This is a genomic window from Kribbella sp. NBC_00482 (genome assembly GCF_036013725.1).
Lineage (GTDB): Bacteria > Actinomycetota > Actinomycetes > Propionibacteriales > Kribbellaceae > Kribbella.
This window is the reverse complement of record NZ_CP107881.1, coordinates 2,053,905-2,074,064: the sequence shown is the minus strand read 5'-3', so window position 1 is coordinate 2,074,064 and position 20,160 is coordinate 2,053,905. Positions and strand designations below refer to the sequence as shown.

Genomic DNA, 20,160 nt, shown 5'->3' with positions numbered 1-20,160 from the left:
GTGGCTGGGCAGCAGGCGGACGAGGAGGTCGGACGAAGTGAGCGTGGCGGAGTTCCGCGGGGGCCAGGACGGCGGCCACGAAGAGCGGCGTCCGGAGATGGGCTTCGACCGCACCCCTCCCCAGGATCTCGCGGCCGAGCAGTGTGTGCTCGGCGCGATGATGCTGAGCAAGGATGCGATCGCCGATGTGATCGAGAATCTGCGCAGTACGGACTTCTACCGGCCGGCGCACGAGGCCGTCTTCGACGCGATCACCGACCTGTATGCGCGGGGCGAGCCCGCCGACGCGATCACGGTCGCGGCCGAGCTCAACAAGCGCGGCGAGATGACCCGGATCGGCGGCGCGCCGTATGTGCACACCCTGGTCGCGTCCGTCCCGCTCGCGGCCAACGCCAGCTACTACGCGCACATCGTCCGGGAGAAGGCGATCCTGCGCCGCCTGGTCGAGGCCGGCACCAAGATCGTCCAGCTCGGGTACGCCGGTGAGGGCGAGGTCGACGACGTCGTCGACGAGGCGCAGGCGGAGATCTACTCCGTCACCGAGAAGCGGACCGCCGAGGACTACGCGCCGCTGAAGGACATCATGGAGGGCGCCCTCGACGAGATCGAGGCGATCGACTCCCGCGGTGACGCGATGGTCGGCGTACCGACCGGGTTCACCGACCTGGACGAGCTGACCAACGGCCTGCACCCCGGCCAGATGATCATCGTCGCCGCCCGTCCCGCGATGGGGAAGGCGCTCGCGCTCGACACCCCGCTGCCGACGCCGGCCGGCTGGACCACGATGGCCGAGGTCGCGGTCGGCGACCAGTTGCTGGACGCCGAAGGGCTGCCGACCACGGTGGTCGCGGCGACCGAGGTGATGGTGGACCGGCCGTGCTTCCGGCTGTCGTTCTCCGACGGCAGCACGATCGTCGCCGACGCCGAGCACCAGTGGCGCGTCGAGGACGGTGGCCGCCCGGTGGTCTGCACGACCGCCGACCTGTACACGGCGATGTCGGTGAGTCCCGGGCTGACACCGCCGATCCCCGGGTCGGCGCCGCGGCAGATCACCGGACACGGCTTCCCGGCCGCGCTGCACGGCGAGGGCGATCGGCGGCTCGAGTGGGTCGACCCGGTCGACAGCGTGCCGGTGCGGTGCGTCGAGGTCGACAACGCCGACCATCTGTACCTGGCCGGCAAGACGATGATCCCGACCCACAACTCCACCCTCGGCCTGGACTTCGCCCGGTCCTGCTCGATCAAGCACGGCCTGACCTCGTGCATCTTCTCGCTGGAGATGAGCCGCAACGAGATCACCATGCGACTGCTGTCGGCGGAGGCGAAGGTCCCGCTGCACCACATGCGCAACGGCAAGATGACCGACGAGGACTGGGCCCGCCTGGCCCGCAAGATGGGCGAGGTCTCCGAGGCCCCGCTGTTCATCGACGACTCGCCGAACCTGACGATGATGGAGATCCGCGCGAAGGCCCGCCGCCTGAAACAGCGCCACGACCTCAAACTGATCGTCATCGACTACCTCCAGCTGATGACGTCCGGCAAGAAGGTCGAGTCCCGCCAGCTCGAAGTCTCCGAGTTCTCCCGCTCCATCAAGCTCCTCGCCAAGGAGCTGGAGCTCCCGGTAGTCGCCATCTGTCAGCTCAACCGAGGCTCCGAACAACGCTCCGACAAACGCCCCATGGCCTCCGACCTCCGCGAATCGGGCTCGCTGGAGCAGGACGCCGACGTCGTCCTCCTGTTGCACCGCGAGGACGCCTACGAACGTGAGTCGACCCGGCCGGGCGAGGCGGACTTCATCGTCGCCAAGCACCGCAACGGGCCGACGGCGGATGTGGTGGTCGCCTTCCAGGGCCACTACTCACGATTCGTGGACATGGCCCACGACGGGTAGTTGTTCTTCCAGCGGTCGGCGGAGATTGACTCCTGGGCGAGGAGGTGTAGGGAGGCGATCAGGGTTTCGCCGAGGATGGTGCCGATGACAACCGATCCGGCGAGTTGGTCGCGGGTGGGGTTCGTGGTGACGGCGTCGATCTCGAGTTGGGTGAAGCGTTCGACCGCGTCGGCGTAGGTGTCGAGGTGGGCGACGAGGTTGTCCTGGCCGAGCGTGCGGAGCGCGGCGACCGTGTCGATGAGCGTCGCGAGTGCGGGTGCCTCGGGGTCGACGGACCAGCCGCGGTCGGCGATCAGGCCGGTGACCTGCGCGGTGGCAGCGGTCCGCGCCTCGTCGGTGGCGGACAGGCGGCGAGTTGGCGTGAGTGCGCGATGGGCACGGCCGATCTGTTCGTGCAGAGGCTCGGTGTCGGAGTCGAGCGACTCGAGGATCTCCTTCACCGTGGCGACCGGGACCTGTGCGAGTTCGATCAGTGCGCGGATCAGGCGGAGCCGGCGGACGTGGGTGTCGCCGTACGACGCCTGGTTCGGGCTGCTGAGCTCGCCGGCGGGTAGCAGGCCTTCGCGCAGGTAGTACTTGATCGTCGGCACCGGGACGTCGGTGGCCCTGCTGAGTTCCCCGATTCGCATCGCTTGCCTTCCTGTTGTCTGTGATGGATAGTATCAGTATCCATAAGCGGATACCTTAACTATCCATAAGGAGGCGAGTCGGATGATCCCGCTCGTACTGATCCTCGGGGCCGTCGGCTTCCGGGCCGTGGGCGCGCTCGGCGTCCGGCGGTTCACGACCTGGCCGGTCGCCGCGGCGCACGCGATGGCGGTGATGCTCGCGCTGACCGCGAGCGCCCACTTCGTGCCGGCGAGCGTGACGGTGATGCCCAACCACGCCGACATGGTGCGGATGGTCCCGCCGTTCCTGCCGTACGCCGACGCGCTCGTCTACCTGACCGGCGTACTCGAACTGCTCGGTGCCGCCGGCCTGGTGATCACCCGGACCCGAAAGCCGGCCGGATACGCGCTGGCCGCGCTCTTCGTCGGACTGCTGCCGGCCAACATCCACGCCGCAGTCGCAGATGTGCCGTTCGCCGGCGGCGAGGCGTCCCCGCTCTGGCAGCGCATCCCCGAACAGATCCTGTACCTCGCCGTTGCCCTCTGGGTAGCGCGCACGTCCCGCGCCGCCGCGCCTGTCAGAGAAGAGGTCTACGCATGACCGACGCGTCTCGCGTCATCGCCGGAGTCATCCTGCTCACCGTCGTGACGATCGAGTTCGGCGGCTACTTCATGACCAAGATCGTCCGCGGCCAGGTCCCGATGACCGGGTTCCAGAAGTCGTTCGCCCGGGCCGGTCACGCCCACGCCGGCGTACTCGTGATCTTCAGCCTGGTCGGACTGTTGTACGTCGACCAGACCGGTCTGACCGGCTTCTGGTTGTGGGTCGGCCGGCTCGGGATCCCGGTCGCCGCGATCCTGATGTCCGGCGGCTTCTTCGCCTCGTCCGCCGGCAAGGACCGCACCGCGCCGAACCAGTTCCTCTGGATCCTCTGGCTCGGCGCGCTGTCCCTGGCGGTCGGCGTCCTGACCCTCGGCCTCGGCCTCATTGTTGCCTAGGAGAACCCGGCGAACGCGTGCGTGAGGCGTTCGCCGGCCTTGGTGATGAGTGCGGCGGTTGCCGGCGTCGCCTGGTCGACGGTGAAGGAACCGAGGTGTGCGATCGCGGCTACCTGCGTCAGCAGTAGGCCGGGGGTGTCCGCGCTGAAGCGGACCTTGCACGACGAAGGGCCGAGCGGTTCGACGATGCCTCGGATGACACCTTCGAAGGTCGAGGTCACGTCGACCGACGACGCGTCCACCGTCAGAACGATCGTGTGTTCGTACTGCGCCGACACGAACGACTCGAGCAGGTACGAGGGCCCGTCCACCACCCGTGGCGTGAAGCGGTGCAACACGGGAGCCACGGAAGCGATCCGGTCGACGCGGAAGATTCGCCAGTCGTCGCGCTCGGGGTCGAACGCGAGCAGGTACCACCGGCCCGACATCGTCAGCAGCTGATGCGGCTCGACCCGGCGTCGCGTCGTACCGCGCCGGCGGCCGTGGTAGTCGAAGGCAACGATCTCGTGGTTCCGGCAGCAGCGCGCGAGTACAGCGAGAACTCCCGGATCGACCTGCGGTACGCCGGGCCGGGGGATCGCCTCCGCTGCCGAGCTCACCGCCGCGAGCTGGGGCCGGAGGCGCACGGGCAGCACCTGCTCCAGCTTGGCCAGCGCACTCATCGAGCTCTCCGCCATCCCGCTGACACCGCCGCCGGCCGCGCCCACCAGTCCGAGCGCGACAGCGATCGCCTCGTCGTCGTCCAGCTGCAGCGGTGGCAGATGCGTCCCGGAGCCGAGTCGGTACCCGCCCGCGGTGCCGGTCGTGCCGGTCACCGGGTAGTCGAGGGACCGGAGCCGTTCGACGTCCCGCCGCACCGTGCGCTCGGTGACGCCGAGCCGGTCGGCGAGCTCGTGACCCGACCACTCGCGCCGGCTCTGCAGCAGCGACAGCAGCCGCAGCATCCGGCCGGGCATCTCTTTGCGAGCGCTCATCAACAAATCATGCCTTGAGGACAAGATGTGTCCGCAAGGGTGTCTAGCGTGATCTGCATGATGTTGACGACGAGCAGTACGGGGTACGACGAGGCGCGGCTCGGGTTCCAGCGGCGGGATCCGCATCGGCCGGCGGTGATCTTTCCGGTGACGAGCACCGCCGAGGTCGAGGAGGCGGTGCGGTACGCGATCGACCACGATCTGCGGATCGCCGTCCAGGCGTCCGGGCACGGTCTGACGCGGGGGATCGACGGTGGCGTGCTGATCGCGACCGGTGAGTTCAACGGCGTGACGGTCGACGTGGAGCGCAAGACGGCGTGGATCGAGGCGGGCGCGACCTGGCGGGACGTGCTCGACGCGACCGCGCCGTACGGTCTCGCTCCGCTCTCCGGCAGCGCGCCTGGCGTCGGCGCGGTCTCGTACACGCTCGGCGGTGGGCTCGGCCTGATGGCCCGGCGGTTCGGGTACGCCGCGGATCACGTCCGCCGGATCGAGGTGGTGACCGCGGACGGCGTACGGCGCAACGCCGAGGAGGACCCTGATCTGTTCTGGGCGCTGCGCGGCGGTGGCGGGAACTTCGGTGTCGTGACGCGCCTCGAGGTCGACCTCTTCGACGTACCGACGCTGTACGGCGGCAGTTTGTACTTCGATCTCGCCGAGCACCCGACGGTGCCCGAGGTCTGGCGGGAGTGGACCAGGTCCGTGCCGGAGGAGGTGACGTCGGCGATCGCGATCCTGCCGATCCCGAACATCCCGCAGGTGCCGGCGCCGCTGCGCGGCAAGTACATCGGGCAGGTACAGCTCGCGATCCTCGGCGATCGTGGCGAAGAGCTGATCGAACCGCTCCGAGCGATCGGCAAGCCGGTGCTCGACACGGTGGGGGAGCTGCCGTACGTCGACTCGGGGCAGATCTTCGCGGAGCCCGAGAACCCTGACAGCTACAGCTCACGCAACGTGCTGCTGAAGGACCTCGACGCGCTCGAGACGCTGCCCGAGCTCGCCGGTCCGGGTGCGTCGAGGATGCACGTGATCGGCATCCGGCACCTCGGCGGCGCGCTCGCCCGGCAGCCGGAGATCAGGAACGCGATCGGTCACCGCGATGCGGCGTACTCGCTGACCGTCCTCACGCCGGGCAAGGGTGACGCTGGGTCTGACGTGCTCGAACCGTGGGCTCCGTCGACCGTTGGCCGCGCCCTCAACTTCAGCTTCGCGAAGCTCACCGACGACCAGGTGGCCGAGGCGTACGACGACCACGAGCGGCTCGTAACGCTCAGGCGCCGCTACGACCCGACCCGTCGGCTGCACGCGAACCACCAGCTTTAGCGATCAGCTCCTCGACCAACGCGCCCTTGCCGTCGACGTAAGCGGTGCGGTCGGTGGTGAGCAGGTGCGCCAGCTCGCGTTTGCGAGCCGCGTACCGCTCGCGATCGGCCGCATCCGCGCGCAGGTGATCGCGCAGCACCACATGGTCCCGATGCGCTTTGTTGCCGTCAACAACGACGTACAGATGGTGGTAGTGCACCGCGTCCGGCGGCAGCGCGAACGCCTCCCGGCCGTCGATTCCTTGGTCACCCTCGTGAAGATAACCAGCCTCCGCCAGCCGGCCGATGACCAGCGGGACCAGCTCGGCAGACGGGACGACGATGTCGACGTCGATGATCGGCTTCGCCGCCAGACCGGGTACGGCGGTGCTGCCGACGTGCTCGCACACGTGCGGGACCTCGGCGAGGTACGGCGTCAGGCCCGCGCGGATCTCCGCGAACCAGAGCGGCCACCGCGGGTCGTAGTCCACAACCTCGGCGGGAACAATCACAGGGCTGCTGTCACATCGATCTCGACGAGTTGGCCGGTGAAACCGAGCTGGGCGACGCCGAGCAGGGTGCTTGCGGTTGTGAAGGCCGGTGCGAGCGGCGACTCGTTGAGTTGTGTCCACACCGCGCCCAGGTCGTCCCGGTCCGAGCTGGCCACGTAGATCACCGTGCGTACGACGTTTTCCGGCGTGGCGCCCGCCGACTTCAGCGCGGTGAGGATGTTCGAGATCACCTGCGCGGTCTGCCCTTGGAGGCCGCCCGCCGCCAACTCACCGGACGCCTGCAACGGGCACTGCCCGGCCAGGTAGATCAGGGTGTCCGCCTGCACTCGCGTCACGTGGTGATACCCAGGCGTCGCATGCAGTCCGTCGGGATTGCTCCGCTCGATCGTCACGCCTCGACCCAACGCGATCCCTCAACTCCGGGTCAACAGATTTAGCACATACCGCTTCTGCCACGGCGTCTCCACCGCGTGCTTGTCGTAATGCCGTCGTACGTAGTCGACCGCCTGATCCGCGGGCAGCCCGTCCAGTACGGCGAGACACGCGAGCGCGGTCCCCGTCCGTCCTCGACCGCCGCCGCACGCGAACTCGACCCGCCCGGCCCCGGTCTGCTCCAACGCCTCGCGAAAGGTCGTCAACGCCTGCGCGCGATCAACAGGCAGCCGGAAGTCCGGCCACTTGATCCAGTGCGTCTCCCACGGCACGTCCGGCGGTTCCTTGCCGAGCAGGTACACGCCGTACGTCGGAAACGGCTCAGTCGCCGGGCCGTGGCGCAGACCGCGTCCGCGCACGAGCCGACCCGACGGCAGCTCCATCACTCCTGATGCGTCCTTTGTCCACAGGCCCACAGGGCCAAACTACACAAGCCGCTCCTCGGTGGAGGCGGAGAAGAGGTGCAGCTTCTCGGGGTCCGGCGCGAGGTGGACGACGGTGCCCTTGTCGTTGTGCAGCCGGGTGCCGATCCGGGCGATGATCTGGTCACTGGTGTGCTCGGCGGTCCCGTACAGGAACGCGTCCGATCCCAGCTCCTCGATCACCGACACCTTCACCGGCAGACCGTCGTCGGCGAGGTGCAGCGCCTCCGGGCGGACGCCGAGGGTCAGGGTCTTGTCGTCACCGGCCTTGGCGAGTACGTCGCGCGCGATCGGGACCACGTAGTCGCCGACCTTCGCGCCGCCCTCGACGATCTCGGCCTCGATCAGGTTCATCGCGGGCGACCCGATGAAGCCGGCCACGAACTTGTTCCGCGGCCTGTCGTACAGGTTCAGCGGCGTGTCGACCTGCTGCAACACGCCATCCTTCAGCACCGCGACCCGGTCGCCCATCGTCATGGCCTCGACCTGGTCGTGGGTGACGTAGACGGTGGTGACGCCGAGCCGGTGCTGCAGCTCAGCGATCTGCGTGCGGGTCTGGACGCGGAGCTTGGCGTCGAGGTTCGACAACGGCTCGTCCATCAAGAAGACCTGCGGGTTGCGAACGATCGCGCGGCCCATCGCGACGCGCTGGCGCTGACCACCGGACAGTGCCTTCGGCTTCCGGTCGAGGTACTCCTCCAGACCGAGCAGCTTGGCGGCTTCCAGCACTCGCTTGGCGCGGTCGTCCTTGTGGATGCCCTGCATCTTCAGGGCGAAGCCCATGTTGTCGGCCACCGACATGTGCGGGTACAGCGCATAGTTCTGGAACACCATCGCGATGTCGCGTTCCTTCGGCGGGGCGTTGGTGACGTCCCGGTCGCCGATGAAGATCGCGCCCTCGTTCACCTCTTCGAGCCCGGCGAGCATGCGCAGCGCCGTCGACTTCCCGGACCCGGACGGCCCGACGAGCACCATGAACTCGCCGTCGGAGATATCCAGGTCGAGCTTGTCCACCGCCGCGAGGTCGGTGCCCGGGTAGACCCGGGTAGCTCCCTTGAACGAGACAGTTGCCATGTCGCGCTTCCTTTCCTTCGCCGGCAGGAACGTGCCGGACGATCCGTAGCAAAGGCCCCCAGGTCTTGGGTGTCTGCTTGGTGACGCATCACCGAAGCAACATCAACAACCGCCTCCGGCCGATTTACATTCCCGCGTCACGAAAGGGTGACTCGCCGAGGGCGACGCGCCGCACCAGCGAGTCCTCGGGTACGACGGAAGCAGGCTGACGCTGGCATGGACGCTCGGCGGCAGGCAGACCACCACCGCGATGTGTCACCCATCAGACATTTCCTCGTGTCATTGCCTGATCTCGACCAATGCCTCAGCCCGGGTGCACAACCTGACCTGGGGAGGATTTTGTGCCGAATCGGGCACAAAATCCTCCCCAACCCGCCGCCGAGCGACGGCGCCTCACGCCTGATCCCGGACGGCTGCGATCGGTTGGTGAGTGGCCCACTTCCGGGGCACGAACCGACATCACGAAGTCCGGCTGTAGTGCTAGAGGCCTGCCGCGCCATCGATCTGCTCACGAAGCAAGTCCGCATGACCATTGTGTCGCGCGTACTCCTCCACAAGGTGCATCAGAACCCATCGCAGCGAGACGGGTCCTTCGCCGGGTTCATCTCCGCTGATGTCGAGACTCCGTGCTGCGGCGACGAAACGGTCTGCGAACGCGATCTCCGCCCGCCACGCCTCCCACGCCTGGGCAACCAGCTGGGCGTCTGCGTTCGCGACCTCGAAGGCAGCGTCGGGGGAGGCCTGCGACACGAAAAGAGGCTGCGCCTCCTCGGCCGCCATCACCTGACGGAACCAGAAGCGCTCGGTCTCGGCCGCGTGCCTCACAAGCCCCAGCAGCGATAACGCCGATCGATCAACGGCCTGCTCCGCGAGCTGCGAAGGCTTCAGGCCGGCGCACTTGAATTCCAAGGTTTCCCGATGCCAGCGCAGGAATGCCAGCATCGTAGTGCGCTCATCCGCGTGCGTTGGCCGCTTGGTGCGGGAGGTGCCGTCGCTCTCGACGATCGGTGTAGTCGACATCCCACCATCATTACGAACTTGAGCGGGCTCGAGCACCTCGTCGCTACGATGTGGAACCATCGGACACCCCTAGAAATAGGGACCTTCCGGCCGGGTCGAGTCGCCGATCAGATCGAGCAGGGCGGTCACCGCTCTGCTCGGTCGCCGTCCGGCGATCGTCACCACGGACAACGTCCAGGTGAGCTCCGAGCCGGTGATCGACAGCTTGGCGACGCCCGGCTCCGCGGCCAGTTCGAGATCCGGTACGACGCCGACGCCGAGACCGGCCCGCACATAGTCCGGGATCGTGGTCAGTTCCGGCACCTCGACCTGGATCCGCCGGGGCGTCCCGATCGTGTCGAAGGCCCGGTCGACCATCTTCCGGTTCCCGAAACCCGCTGGCATGTCCACGAACCGCTCGCCGGCGAGCTCGTCGAGTCCGATCCCGGCGCGCTCGGCGAGCGGATGCGACGACGGAACCAGCGCCACGAACGGAACCGTGGCGATGTCGCGGACCTCGAGGCCGGACAACTCCGGACGCGGCAGCCCGAGCAACGCGATGTCCAGACGACCGTGCCGTACGTCGTCCGCGAGGCCGGTCGACCCGGTGGGCGAGGTCGCGACCTGCACCTCGACCAGCGGGTACTTGCGATGGAACGCTCCGAGCAGCTCCGCCATGTTCACCAAGCTGAGCCGGGCCAGCGTCCCGATCCGGATACTGCCGCGCAACCCAGACGAGGCTTCCTCGACCGCGGCCCGCGCCCGGTCCAACGCCTCCAGCGCGGCCTTCGCCTCGGGCAGCAACGCCTGACCGGCAGCCGACAACACAACGCGCCGGGTCGAGCGATCGAAGAGGGTCGTCTTCAGGTCGGTCTCCAGAGCGCGTACGGCGGCCGAAACCGTGGACTGCACCGTGAACAGCCGGTGCGCCGCGCGGGTGAAGCTCAGTTCCTCGGCGACGGCGACGAAGTACTCCAGCTGGCGACTGTCCACAGGTTCAATTATCGGATCTGTCGATAAGAGCGTGCAAGAACTTTCGTTGGACTCGATAGATGGCGGACGGCACGCTGGAAGCATGTCCACCATGACGTCTTCGCGAGCCGGCGCACGGATCCGGTTCGCTCATGCTCCGGGGTTCTGGGTGATCGCGGCGGCCTTCCTCACCACGATGGCCTTCTCGACGATCCCGACGCCGCTCTATGCGATCTACCAGCAGCGCGACGGTTTCCCGACGTACGTGATCACGGTGATCTTCGCCAGCTACGCGGTCGGGGTGATGGCGTCGCTGTACCTGGCGGGGCATGTCAGCGACTGGCTCGGGCGGCGGCGGGTCGCGTTGCTCGCCGTACTGGCCGAGGCGTTGTCGGCGGTGATCTTCCTGATCTGGCCGGCCGTCCCCGGGCTGCTGCTGGCCCGGTTCATCTGCGGTGTCGGTGTCGGCGTACTGACGGCGACCGCGACTGCGCACTTGTCCGAGCTGCGGCAGGTCGCGCGTCCGGGCGAGGACCCGAGCCGGTCCGCGCTGATCTCGAGCATGGTGAACCTCGGCGGGCTCGCGTTCGGCCCGCTCGTGGGCGGACTGCTGGCGCAGTACGTGTCGTCGCCGCTGGAGCGTCCGTACGAGATCTTCCTGGTGCTCCTGCTGATCAGCGCGGTGGGGATCGCGCTCGTGCCGGAGACCGTTGAGCGGCTGGAGGAACGTCCGGCGTACCGGCCGCAGCGGGTCGCGCTTCCCTCGTCGGCGCGTCCACTGTTCTTCGCGTCCGCGATCGGTGCCTTTGCGGCGTTCGCGATCTTCGGTCTCTTCACCTCGCTGGCGCCGACGTTCCTGGCCGGCGTCCTGCACCACACGTCTCGCCTGCTCGCCGGGGTCGTCACCTTCGCCGTCTTCATCGCCGGCGCATCCAGCCAGGCCGTCTTCGTCCGCCTCAGCCGCCCCGCGCAGCTCCGCCTCGGGCTGGTCGCGATGTCCGTCGGTCTGGTGGGCGTCGCGGTCGGTGGTCTCATCCCGAGCCTGTACCTCTTCGTCATCGGCGGCATCGTCGCCGGTGCCGGCGTGGGCCTCGTGTTCCGCGGCGCAGTCGCGACCGCCGCGTCACTCGCGGACCCGTCGTCCCGCGGCGAGGTCCTGGCCGCGCTCTTCCTGATCGCGTACGCCGGACTCGCGATCCCGGTCCTCGCGATCGGCCTGGGTATCGCGCTCCTCCCGGCCGAGGTCGCGCTGCTGCTCTTCTCGGCGCTGATCCTGATCCTGGTGAACACCGCCGTAATCCGGATGCTGGCCGCCCAGCACAGATGATGTGATGCGCGTGTGGACCTGGAACGTGACTACGGACTGACTGTCTCCTCGCTGGAGCCGCACCCCGGCGGCTTCGCCACCGACGGCTGGGTGGCGGACGGCCGATGGTTCGTGAAGGTGTGGAAGGAAGGCGAGCAGCCGTCGGGGCTGTCGCAGTTGGCGGAGTTGCACGCTCTCGGGCTGCCGGTGGTGGAGCCGTTGCGGACGCTGCAGGGTGAGCTGTCCGCGAAGAACGTCGCTGTTTTCCCTTATATCGAAGGGCGTACGGCGGCCTGGAGCGACTGGCGTGTGGTGGCCCGAGCCCTGCGGCAGGTGCATGACGCGCCGCTGGAGGTGACGCTGCCGCGCGCGGATGTCAGCGAGCCGCATATCTCTACCCTTGGGCGGCACCTGCAGCATCCGTGGATCGCGGACCGGGCGGACGTGGTGGCTGCGGCAATCGCGCGGTTGGACGACGTACGAACGCGGCTCAAGCCGGTGCGCGACGTCCTGTGTCACACGGACCTCCACGGGTTGAACGTCTTGATCGACGACCACGGTGAGGTTGCGGCGCTCCTCGACTGGGAGAACGCCGTGATCGGGCCCCGTGAGTACGACGTATGGGTCGCGGCCGACGGTCAGCGGCTGGCGGAGTTCCTCGACGAGTACGGCGCCGACGACCTGGACGTCGACCACCTCGAGTTCGCGCTCCTCGCCCGCGGCCTGCGGGACATGTCCGCCCGGGTGATGTTCGAGGTCGATCGACCGGGCGTCGACACCTGGGGCTTCGACCGGATCGCGCGTGTAGACAGTGATCTCGAGGTGTTCCGCCCGTACTGCAGCTAGGCAGCGCCTGGGCCGGGGAGGATGTCGATGTCGTCGGCGTGCATCGGCTTGCCGCAGTGGGCGCAGGCGAGGTCCACGTGGCTGATCTCCCCGCAGGCGTGGTGCCGGTAGAGGACCGGCGGCCCGGCCTGGCCGGCCAGCCATTTGTCGCCCCAGGCAACCATCACCATCAGGACGTCGAGCAGTTCGCGGCCCCGGTCCGTCAGCACGTACTCGTACCGCGGCCGATTGTCGTACGGCCGGCGCTCCAGCACGTCCCGGTCGACCAGGTGGTTCAGCCGCTCGGTGAGCACCTTGCGGGAGATCCCGAGATCGGCCTGGAGCTGCTCGAACCGGGAGATACCGACCCAGACGTCACGCAGGATCAACGGTGACCACGGCTCGCCGATCACGTCCAGCGTGCGCGCGATCGAGCACGCCATCTCACTGAAGTTCGTTCGCTGCATGACACCAGTCTAGCGTTTGGGGTTCCCTCAAGGAACTCCAACGTGTTAGCGTTCCTTCAAGGAACCCCAAGGGAAGGTGAACACGATGAGCAAGGTGGTCTGCGCCCTCTCCGTCTCGGTCGACGGGTACATCACCGGACGCGGCTCCGGTCCGGATCACGGGCTCGGCGACGCGCCGATGCTGTTCGACTGGTACTTCGACGGTGACACCCCGAGTCAGGTGTTCGACGGCTTCAAGCTGAGCGCACCGAGCGCACGGATCTTCGACGCGCTCGCCGGCCGGGTCGGCGCGATGGCCGCCGGGCACAAGACGTACGACGACTCGGGCCACTTCGGCGGCGGCAGCCCGCACCCGAAGGCTTCCCTTGTCGTGGTGAGCCACGGTCCGGTGACGGAGATCAGCGAACGGCAGACGCTCGCCCACACCATCGAGGACGCGATCGCCGCGGCGCGTGACCTCGCCGGCGGGAAGGACGTCGGTCTGATGGGTGGCGGTGTCGCGACCGCGGCGCTCCAGGCGGGCCTCGTCGACGAGCTCGTGCTGCACCAGGTGCCGATCCTGCTCGGCGGCGGACGACCGTTCTTCCAGGAGCTTCCGGAGCACGTTCGCCTGAACCTGATCGAGGCCGTGCCCGCGCCCGGCGTCACCCACCTCCACTACGAGATCATCCGCTGAAGGAGCACCGCCATGTTGAAGCCCGCCGTACGTAGCGCCGTCGAGAGCACCTCCATCGCCCACCTGGCCACCGTCCTGCCGGACGGGTCGCCGCACTCCATCCCACTCTGGGTGAGCTCGCTCGACGACAAGATCATCTTCCTGACCGGCCCGAACTCCCAGAAGGCCCGCAACCTCCGCCACGATCCCCGGGTCGCGCTGTCGCTCGCGCCGGTCGACAACCCGTACGAGCCGGTGATCGTCCGCGGTCGCGTCGTCGAGTGGATCGACGGCGACGCCGGCTGGGAGCTCGTCGACCAGATCGCCCAGAAGTACATCGGCCAGCCCTACGGTCGCGACGTGGAACGCGTCATCGGCGTGATCGAGGTGGACCACCAGACGGTCGGCGTCTCATAAGATTCCCGCATGGGTGTGACTGTGCAGGTTGGGGAGCAGGACGCGTATCTCGCGCGGGTCGGCCGGGCCGGGATGTTGCTGCTGCCGATGATCACCGGGATCGGTGAGCAGATCCGGGAGTGGGCCGACGAGCTGGCCGGGGAAGGGATCACCGCGCTGGCGTGGGATCCGTTCAAGGGTCGCAGTACCGACAACGCCACCCGGGAAGAGCTCAGCGGGATGCTGCGGGAGATGGACGACGACGCCGCTCTCGCCGAACAGGGCGCGTTGCTGGACTACCTGTTCGACGACCTCGGGTGCAGCAAGGTCGGCGTCATCGGCTGGTGCCTCGGGGGACGGTTCGCCTTCCTGCTCGGGGCGCGTGACCAGCGGGTGGCGAACGTGGTCGCCTTCCACCCGACCGTGCCGTCGAACCGGCCGCCGCATCACACGTACGACGCGATTGCCGAGGCGGCTGGGGTTACGGCACCGGTGCTGGTGAGCTACCCGAGTGCGGACACCGCCGTACCCAATGCGGACTTCGAGACGTTGCAGACCGTGTTGCAGGCGCGGACCGTTGGCGCGACGTTCGCGCAGTACTTCCCTGGTGCGGACCACGGGTTCTCGGACAAGTCGCGGCACGACAAGGACGTCAACGCGGTCGCGTTCCGGCTGGCTTGGCCGCAGGCGCTCGCGTTCATGAAGTCGACGGTCGCCTGAGTTCAGCCTCCAGTCGGCGGTGCAGTTCGCCGAGCCGGCTGCGGCCGGGCGTGCCGTCGGGGTAGCGCGCGAGAACCTCGCGGACCGTGGACGGCACGCGTTCGGCCGCCCACCGAACAACCGCATCGGCTGCTGACGGATCGCCGGTCGCGAGCTCTTGCGCGTACGCCGCGTACTGCGCCGCCCCGACGATGTGCTTGACCTGAGTGGCCGCCGCGAACGGATGCAGGTACGCCGAACCAGCGGCACCTACTGCTGCCCGCGCAGCCGCCTCGGCGGCCGGATCTTCCAACTCGCCGGCCGCCTTGAGGGCCGCCCATGCGGCGGTTCGGATGGCCTTCGTTCGTTTGCCTCCGGCGCCGAACTCGCGGGTCACCTCGATCGCGTCCCGCGCTCGCGGATCGCCGGGCGCCGCCGCCTCGAACAGCGGCAGCGCCTGCTCAGCGCAGTCGGCTGTCCACAGGCTCAGCTGTCGCAGCTCGTCAAGGCTCAGGGGGATTTCTTCATGACCCATGAGCCTCAATCGTATCGTTGAACTCGTCGCTTGAAGCTTTCACGCCGCCCGGCGATGCGCGGTAGGCGTAACTCCCCGGACCCGCTTGAACGCAACACTCAACGCGAAGGCATTCGCGTACCCGACCCTCCGGGCGATCGTCTCGACGGTGTCCCGGGTCGAACGCAGCTGATCCGCGGCCAGCGCGATGCGCCAGCCGGTCAGGTAGCTCATCGGCGCCTCACCGACGATCGCGGAGAATCGCCGGGCCAGCGAAGCGCGCGAGATCCCGACCCGATCCGCGAGCTCGGTGACGTTCCACGGGTACGCCGGATCCTCGTGCAGCAAGCGCAACGCCGTACCCGCGACCGGATCGGTCTGCGCCTGGTACCACCCCGGCGCGTGCGAATCCGGCCGCGCGAACCACGCGCGCAGCGTAGTGATCAGCGCGAGGTCGAGCCACCGGTCCAGCACGCTCTGTTGACCGGGCGCGTCCCGCTGGATCTCGCTGGTGATCATGTCCATCACCGACCCCGCCACCTCGGCCGCCGGTACGACGAGCACCGGCGGAAGTGCGGTGACGAGTCTCCGGTTGACGTCGCCGGCCACCTGGTAGGTGCCGCTGGCAACCATCACCTCACCGGACTTGCGGGCGCCGTACGTCCGCACGCCGAGCCGGGCCGAGTAGTCGATCGGTGCCCCGGGCAACGGTTCGCAGATTCCGCCGGGGTGGATCCGCAACTGTGGCGCGGTGGTCAGGCTGTCGCTGACGACGTACGGCTCCGGGCCGGTGACGATCGCGACGTCACCCTGCTCCATCCGCTGCGGCTCGAGACCGTCGCGGGTCACCCAGCCGGAACCGCGGATCAGGGTCGCCAGCGCCAGCGGCGCCTCGTCCCGGATCTCCAGCGCCCAGGGCAGATCCAGGATCGTCAGGTTGAACACCCCGTCCTGCGCGCGGGTCCCGGCCAGCAGTTCGTCGAGCACGTCCATGCGACGAGCCTACGTCACGCTGAGCGTTCCGAACATCGAATTGCGGCGTACGGCCATGGTTTGTCTCACCCAGCTCCGGTGAACTAGAGCCATGAACCCGATTCTGATCCTCAGTGGCAAAGGCAAGACCGGCCGTCGCGTCGCGGCGCAGCTCGAGGCGCGGGGCGTCCCGCACCGGCTCGCGTCCCGCTCCAGCGAGCGGCGGTTCGACTGGTACGACGAGAGCACCTGGGCGGACGCGATCCGCGGCACCGACACGGCGTACCTCGCGCCGCCGGTCGGGCCGACCGGACTCGCGCAGGCCGGCAAGTTCGTCGAGCAGGCCGACGGGCTGCGGCGTGTGGTCCTGCTGTCGGGCCGCGGCGTCGGCAGCCCGGGCCGCGACTTCGCCGTGTACGAGGGGCAGCTCGACCTGGAGAACGTGGTGAAGGCGAGCGGCCGGGACTGGACGATCGTGCAGCCGGCCTGGTTCGCGCAGGGCTTCAGCGAAGACTTCCTGCGCTACCACGTGCTGGCCGGCGAGATCCGCGTGTCCACCGGCACCGGCGGCGAGGCGTGGATCGACACCGACGACGTCGGCGACGTGATGACCACCGCCCTGCTCGACGAGTCGTACGTCGGCCAGACCCTCGCGATCTCCGGCCCACGCACCCTCACGATGACCGAGATCGCCGAAGAACTGACCACAGCAACCGGCCGCCCGATCAAGTACGTCGACCTCGACCCCGAGGCCCACGTCGCCGAACTGACCGAGCAAGGCCTCACACCGGAAGACGCCACCGCCGTCCGAGACCTGTTCGCCGTCATCCGCAACCACCGCTCCGAGTACGTCTCCGACGGCGTCGAGCGCGTACTCGGTCGTGCACCCCGCGACTTCACCGACTGGGCCCGCGCGACCGCGGCGAGCGGGGTTTGGGCTGGGTGATTGCGGACGCCCAGCGCTCCACAATTGCGGCATCGCGGGCAGGCGCACGCTCAGCCGCCTGGTCGGAGGGCAATTGTGATGGGCTGGCGGTCCGCCTCCCCGCCCACCTGAGAGCGGGGAGGCGGATCCGTCAGCGGTGTTGCATCTCGGTCCACTCGTCGTGGGTGAGTTCCTGGAGTTCCGCGGCGGGGGTCTTGGACTGGAGGGCGCTGCCTCCGCCGACGGCGCCGCCGCCGAAGACGATGTTGGCCCAGTTGTTCTGGGCGATCAGGATCGACGTGGACTTGTCGCCGTTGATGTCGGCGGCCGTCGTGGTGTCGGTGGTGTCGCCGTCGCAGTTCCAGTCGATCGGCTGGTTCGCGGCGCCGGCCGTCGTCTTGGTCGAGCCGTTCGGGCACTTCCAGCTCGTCTTGTACGCGGCGCCCAGGCTGCCGAGGCCGACCCTCTCGTCCGGTCGGGCCTCGTTGATCGAGGTCGGCTGGACGCTCGAGTAGCCCCAGTACTTGGTGCCGTCGGCCTTGAGTACACCGCCGAGCTGGAACGAGTAGTTCATCACGCTCAGGTAGTTCGGCTTGTAGTTCAGGTTGTCGGTGCCGCCGTGCTTCAGGCCGATGTTGTGCCCGAGTTCGTGGATGAACGTGCCCACGTTGACGTCGTCGGTCGAGTTCCAGTTGCACTTCGGGCCGACCGTGACGATGAACGTGTCGTTCGGGATGTTGAAGGCCTGGCCGCTGCTGCACCCGCCGTCGTAGCTGTCGCCCCAGAGCATGTAGTGGAAGACGGCCTTGCGCGCCGACGCGAAGTTGGCCGCCTTGATCGCGTTCGTCTGGGTCGCCGACGGGTTTAGGTCGGCGTCGTACGTGACCTCGTTGCCACCGCCGAGGTTGTACGTCGTACCGCGGGCGGCGCCGGCGTCGAGGTGGATCTTGATCCCCGTGCTGCCGTCCGGGTTGCTGACCGGGGCGGACGCGAACACCTGGACGATCCGGTCGAGGCCGGCCGTGGTGGTGAGCCGGCCGGCCATGTAGTCCATCTCGACGAACAGGTCCTTCTTCTTCGGGTTCGCGCCCATCCCGGGCAGGTCCACGTCGACGACGCCGTCACCGTTCGCGTCGTACCCGTTGGTCTCCCAGGTGTCCGGCAACGAGTCGCCGTCGGTATCGGTCGCAGCCACCACACGCTTCTCGGTGTCGGCTTGCGGGAAAGGCGCCGCCACCGCGCTCGAGGCGGCGAGCGCGGCGGCGGCCAGAGAAGTCAGTACGGCGAACAAGGCGGGGCGGGGCCTCATCAGATCTCCTTCGGGGGCGGTGGGTGATCTGAGCGCTACCGTAGGTGAATTCCATCGTTGAGAACGGCCCAGCGGGGACAGTGACGCAATTGGGTCAGCCGGCCGAGCGGAGCATCGCGCGGATGCCGACGGTCAGCCCGAGCGCCGCGGTCACGATCGCCGCGACCCAGCCCCACAGCACCGCGCTGGACAGTACGTCGCCCGAGAACAGGGTCCGCTCCGCGTCGACGACGTACGACAACGGGTTGAACTTCGCGGCGACCCGCATCCAGCCGGGACCTGTTTCGAGCGGCAGCAGCATCCCGGACAGGATCATCAACGGGAACAGGAACGTCTGCTGCACCACCCAGAACATCCAGTCCTGCTTGCGTACGGCGATCGCCAGCGCGTAGCTGAACGAACCGAGCCCGACACCGAAGACCGCCAGCAGTGCCAGCCCGATCAGCGCGCCGCCGAGGTGCAGGTCGAACGCGAACGGCGTCATCACCGCGATCACGATCACCGCCTGCCCGAACAGCGGCACCATCTCCTTCAGCGCGCGGCCGATCAGCAACGAGGAGCGGGACAACGGCGTGACCAGCATCCGCTCGTGCGCACCGGTCTGGAACTCGAACAGCAGGTTCGCCCCGGTGGTCGACGTACCGAACAGCGTGGTCATCACCAGGATCGACGGGACGAACCACTGCCACACACCGTCGCCGAACGCGCCGCCCATCGACCCCGACAGCAGCGGGCCGAACAGGGCGAGGAACACCAGCGGCTGGATCATCCCGAACAGCAAGCTGAACGGGTCCCGGAGTACCGGTTTGAGCTCCCGCGCCATCACGATCCGGATGTCGCGGAGCAGGTTCCGGGAGGGCTGGGTCGAGGTCGCGGTGGAGGTTGCCGAGAGCGTCAGGGTGGTCATCAGGCTGCCTTTCCGTTCGAGTCTTCACGCAGGCTGCGGCCGGTGAGGTTGAGGAACACGTCGTCGAGGGTCGGGCGGTGCACCTGCGCCGCCGCGATCGGTACGCCGCTGCGCTGGGCGGCCGCGACCAGTTCAGGAAGCGCCGCCGGCCCGTCCGCGACCCGGACGCTCACCTCGTCGCCGACGGCGACCACGTCGCGGGCCCCAGGCAACTTCCCGGCCAGCTCGCTCAGCCGCGCAATGTTGCTAGGAGCAACGGTCACGGCAAGGCGGTCGCCGGCCAGCGTGGCCTTCAGTCCGTCGGCCGTGTCGTCGGCGATCACCTCGCCGTGATCCACGACGACCACCCGCTCGGCCATCGAGTCGGCCTCGTCCAGGTAGTGCGTGGTCAGCACGATCGTCATCGCGTACTGCTCGCGCATCCGCAGGATGTGGTCCCACAGGTTCGCCCGGTTCTGCGGGTCGAGGCCGGTCGACGGCTCGTCCAGGAACAGCAGCGGCGGCGCGTGCACCAGTCCCATCGCGACGTCGAGCCGTCGGCGCTGCCCGCCCGACAGGTCCGACACCTTGCGCTGTGCCAGGTCCTTCAGCTCCAGGGCCTCGAGCAATTCGCCGGCCCGCAGCTTGGCGGTACGGCGGTCGTGGCCGTAGATCACGCCCTGCCCGACGAGCTCGTCGCCGACCCGTTGCGAGTGGCCGGCGCCGTTGCCCTGTCCGACGTACCCGATCCGTCGCCGGACCTGGCTCGGTTGCGTGGTCACGTCGTACCCGGCGACCGTCGCGGTGCCTGAGGTCGGCGTGATCAAGGTGGTGAGCATGCGCAACGTGGTCGTCTTGCCGGCGCCGTTCGGGCCGAGGACGGCGACCAGTTCACCGGGTTCGACGTCCAGGCTGATGCCGCGGACCGCGTGCACGGTCTCGGTACGGCTCACCACGAAGTCCCGGGTGAGCGCTCGGGTGCTGATCACGATCTCTCCTTCGGTCAGGGTCTCTGCACCAGA

General features: G+C 68.4%; 24 protein-coding genes. 10 read left to right on the top strand and 14 right to left on the bottom strand.

The annotated features are described in order from the left end of the window. Positions 1-37 precede the first annotated feature (37 nt). Positions 38-1,891 carry a replicative DNA helicase gene (dnaB, locus tag OHB24_RS10455; RefSeq protein WP_442913960.1) on the top strand — a complete coding sequence of 618 codons (1,854 nt, stop codon included), beginning with the start codon at positions 38-40 and terminating at the stop codon, positions 1,889-1,891. Here dnaB and OHB24_RS10450 read toward each other — a convergent pair. Then, a complete protein-coding gene (locus OHB24_RS10450) occupies positions 1,855-2,520 on the bottom strand; it encodes a MerR family transcriptional regulator (protein WP_327638769.1) in 666 nt (221 codons plus the stop codon). The genes dnaB and OHB24_RS10450 overlap by 37 nt on opposite strands. 82 nt (positions 2,521-2,602) lie before the next feature. On the opposite strand from OHB24_RS10450, the gene OHB24_RS10445 reads away from it, so the two are divergent. Further along, positions 2,603-3,100, top strand: a complete 498-nt coding sequence (locus OHB24_RS10445; protein WP_327638768.1) for a DoxX family protein — start codon at positions 2,603-2,605, stop codon at positions 3,098-3,100. After that, entirely contained in the window at positions 3,097-3,498 is a 402-nt protein-coding gene (locus OHB24_RS10440; protein ID WP_327638767.1) for a hypothetical protein, read from the top strand. Before OHB24_RS10445 ends, OHB24_RS10440 begins: the two co-directional genes overlap by 4 nt. Here the strand turns inward: OHB24_RS10440 and OHB24_RS10435 are convergent. Continuing rightward, on the bottom strand, positions 3,495-4,472 hold the full coding sequence (locus tag OHB24_RS10435; protein WP_327638766.1) for a helix-turn-helix transcriptional regulator: 978 nt from the start codon (positions 4,470-4,472) through the stop codon (positions 3,495-3,497). The genes OHB24_RS10440 and OHB24_RS10435 overlap by 4 nt on opposite strands. Before the next feature lie 57 nt (positions 4,473-4,529). On the opposite strand from OHB24_RS10435, the gene OHB24_RS10430 reads away from it, so the two are divergent. After that, positions 4,530-5,795, top strand: coding sequence for an FAD-binding oxidoreductase (locus tag OHB24_RS10430; RefSeq protein ID WP_327638765.1), 1,266 nt, complete (start codon positions 4,530-4,532; stop codon positions 5,793-5,795). Here the strand turns inward: OHB24_RS10430 and OHB24_RS10425 are convergent. The 6 genes from OHB24_RS10425 to OHB24_RS10400 all read right to left on the bottom strand — a co-directional run bounded on the left by OHB24_RS10425 (position 5,743) and on the right by OHB24_RS10400 (position 10,205). Then, a complete protein-coding gene (locus tag OHB24_RS10425) occupies positions 5,743-6,285 on the bottom strand; it encodes a GrpB family protein (RefSeq protein ID WP_327638764.1) in 543 nt (180 codons plus the stop codon). The genes OHB24_RS10430 and OHB24_RS10425 overlap by 53 nt on opposite strands. Further along, positions 6,282-6,677, bottom strand: coding sequence for a RidA family protein (locus OHB24_RS10420; protein WP_327638763.1), 396 nt, complete (start codon positions 6,675-6,677; stop codon positions 6,282-6,284). The genes OHB24_RS10425 and OHB24_RS10420 overlap by 4 nt, the downstream gene beginning before the upstream one ends. Before the next feature lie 21 nt (positions 6,678-6,698). Further along, positions 6,699-7,133 carry a protein-tyrosine phosphatase family protein gene (locus OHB24_RS10415; RefSeq protein WP_327638762.1) on the bottom strand — a complete coding sequence of 145 codons (435 nt, stop codon included), beginning with the start codon at positions 7,131-7,133 and terminating at the stop codon, positions 6,699-6,701. Between the two features lie 9 nt (positions 7,134-7,142). Next, positions 7,143-8,213: an ABC transporter ATP-binding protein gene (locus OHB24_RS10410; protein WP_327638761.1), complete on the bottom strand. Its 1,071-nt coding sequence runs from the start codon at positions 8,211-8,213 to the stop codon at positions 7,143-7,145. Between the two features lie 480 nt (positions 8,214-8,693). After that, complete coding sequence (locus OHB24_RS10405) at positions 8,694-9,233, bottom strand: DinB family protein (RefSeq protein WP_327638760.1); 540 nt, start codon at positions 9,231-9,233, stop codon at positions 8,694-8,696. Positions 9,234-9,302: 69 nt separating this feature from the next. Next, positions 9,303-10,205: a LysR family transcriptional regulator gene (locus OHB24_RS10400; protein ID WP_327638759.1), complete on the bottom strand. Its 903-nt coding sequence runs from the start codon at positions 10,203-10,205 to the stop codon at positions 9,303-9,305. 91 nt (positions 10,206-10,296) lie between these two features. On the opposite strand from OHB24_RS10400, the gene OHB24_RS10395 reads away from it, so the two are divergent. Next, positions 10,297-11,511 (top strand): MFS transporter, encoded by a 1,215-nt coding sequence (locus OHB24_RS10395; RefSeq protein ID WP_327638758.1) that lies wholly within the window; start codon positions 10,297-10,299, stop codon positions 11,509-11,511. A 12-nt stretch (positions 11,512-11,523) separates the two neighbouring features. Further along, positions 11,524-12,336, top strand: a complete 813-nt coding sequence (locus tag OHB24_RS10390) for a phosphotransferase enzyme family protein (RefSeq protein ID WP_327638757.1) — start codon at positions 11,524-11,526, stop codon at positions 12,334-12,336. Here the strand turns inward: OHB24_RS10390 and OHB24_RS10385 are convergent. Continuing rightward, complete coding sequence (locus tag OHB24_RS10385) at positions 12,333-12,782, bottom strand: winged helix-turn-helix transcriptional regulator (RefSeq protein ID WP_327638756.1); 450 nt, start codon at positions 12,780-12,782, stop codon at positions 12,333-12,335. The two genes, OHB24_RS10390 and OHB24_RS10385, sit on opposite strands and share 4 nt — an antisense overlap. A gap of 85 nt (positions 12,783-12,867) precedes the next feature. On the opposite strand from OHB24_RS10385, the gene OHB24_RS10380 reads away from it, so the two are divergent. Genes OHB24_RS10380 through OHB24_RS10370 form a run of 3 tightly spaced genes read left to right on the top strand, consistent with a single transcriptional unit; the run spans position 12,868 to position 14,553 of the window. Beyond that, positions 12,868-13,458: a dihydrofolate reductase family protein gene (locus OHB24_RS10380; protein ID WP_327638755.1), complete on the top strand. Its 591-nt coding sequence runs from the start codon at positions 12,868-12,870 to the stop codon at positions 13,456-13,458. A 12-nt stretch (positions 13,459-13,470) separates the two neighbouring features. Beyond that, a complete protein-coding gene (locus OHB24_RS10375) occupies positions 13,471-13,854 on the top strand; it encodes a pyridoxamine 5'-phosphate oxidase family protein (protein WP_327638754.1) in 384 nt (127 codons plus the stop codon). A 9-nt stretch (positions 13,855-13,863) separates the two neighbouring features. After that, the gene (locus OHB24_RS10370) at positions 13,864-14,553 is read left to right on the top strand and encodes a dienelactone hydrolase family protein (protein WP_327638753.1); all 690 of its coding nucleotides are present in this window, start codon (positions 13,864-13,866) and stop codon (positions 14,551-14,553) included. Here OHB24_RS10370 and OHB24_RS10365 read toward each other — a convergent pair. Both OHB24_RS10365 and OHB24_RS10360 read right to left on the bottom strand, forming a co-directional pair. After that, the gene (locus tag OHB24_RS10365) at positions 14,531-15,067 is read right to left on the bottom strand and encodes a putative immunity protein (protein WP_327638752.1); all 537 of its coding nucleotides are present in this window, start codon (positions 15,065-15,067) and stop codon (positions 14,531-14,533) included. The two genes, OHB24_RS10370 and OHB24_RS10365, sit on opposite strands and share 23 nt — an antisense overlap. Before the next feature lie 39 nt (positions 15,068-15,106). Beyond that, positions 15,107-16,039: an AraC family transcriptional regulator gene (locus tag OHB24_RS10360; RefSeq protein WP_327638751.1), complete on the bottom strand. Its 933-nt coding sequence runs from the start codon at positions 16,037-16,039 to the stop codon at positions 15,107-15,109. Positions 16,040-16,130: 91 nt separating this feature from the next. Here OHB24_RS10360 and OHB24_RS10355 point away from each other — a divergent pair, with 91 nt between their 5' ends. Next, on the top strand, positions 16,131-16,964 hold the full coding sequence (locus OHB24_RS10355; protein WP_327638750.1) for an NAD(P)H-binding protein: 834 nt from the start codon (positions 16,131-16,133) through the stop codon (positions 16,962-16,964). Between the two features lie 130 nt (positions 16,965-17,094). Here OHB24_RS10355 and OHB24_RS10350 read toward each other — a convergent pair whose 3' ends face one another. The 3 genes from OHB24_RS10350 to OHB24_RS10340 all read right to left on the bottom strand — a co-directional run bounded on the left by OHB24_RS10350 (position 17,095) and on the right by OHB24_RS10340 (position 20,127). After that, positions 17,095-18,252, bottom strand: a complete 1,158-nt coding sequence (locus OHB24_RS10350) for a zinc-dependent metalloprotease family protein (RefSeq protein ID WP_327638749.1) — start codon at positions 18,250-18,252, stop codon at positions 17,095-17,097. Positions 18,253-18,346: 94 nt separating this feature from the next. Then, positions 18,347-19,159, bottom strand: coding sequence for an ABC transporter permease (locus OHB24_RS10345; RefSeq protein WP_327638748.1), 813 nt, complete (start codon positions 19,157-19,159; stop codon positions 18,347-18,349). Then, positions 19,159-20,127, bottom strand: coding sequence for an ATP-binding cassette domain-containing protein (locus tag OHB24_RS10340; protein WP_327638747.1), 969 nt, complete (start codon positions 20,125-20,127; stop codon positions 19,159-19,161). Before OHB24_RS10340 ends, OHB24_RS10345 begins: the two co-directional genes overlap by 1 nt. Positions 20,128-20,160: the final 33 nt, after the last annotated feature.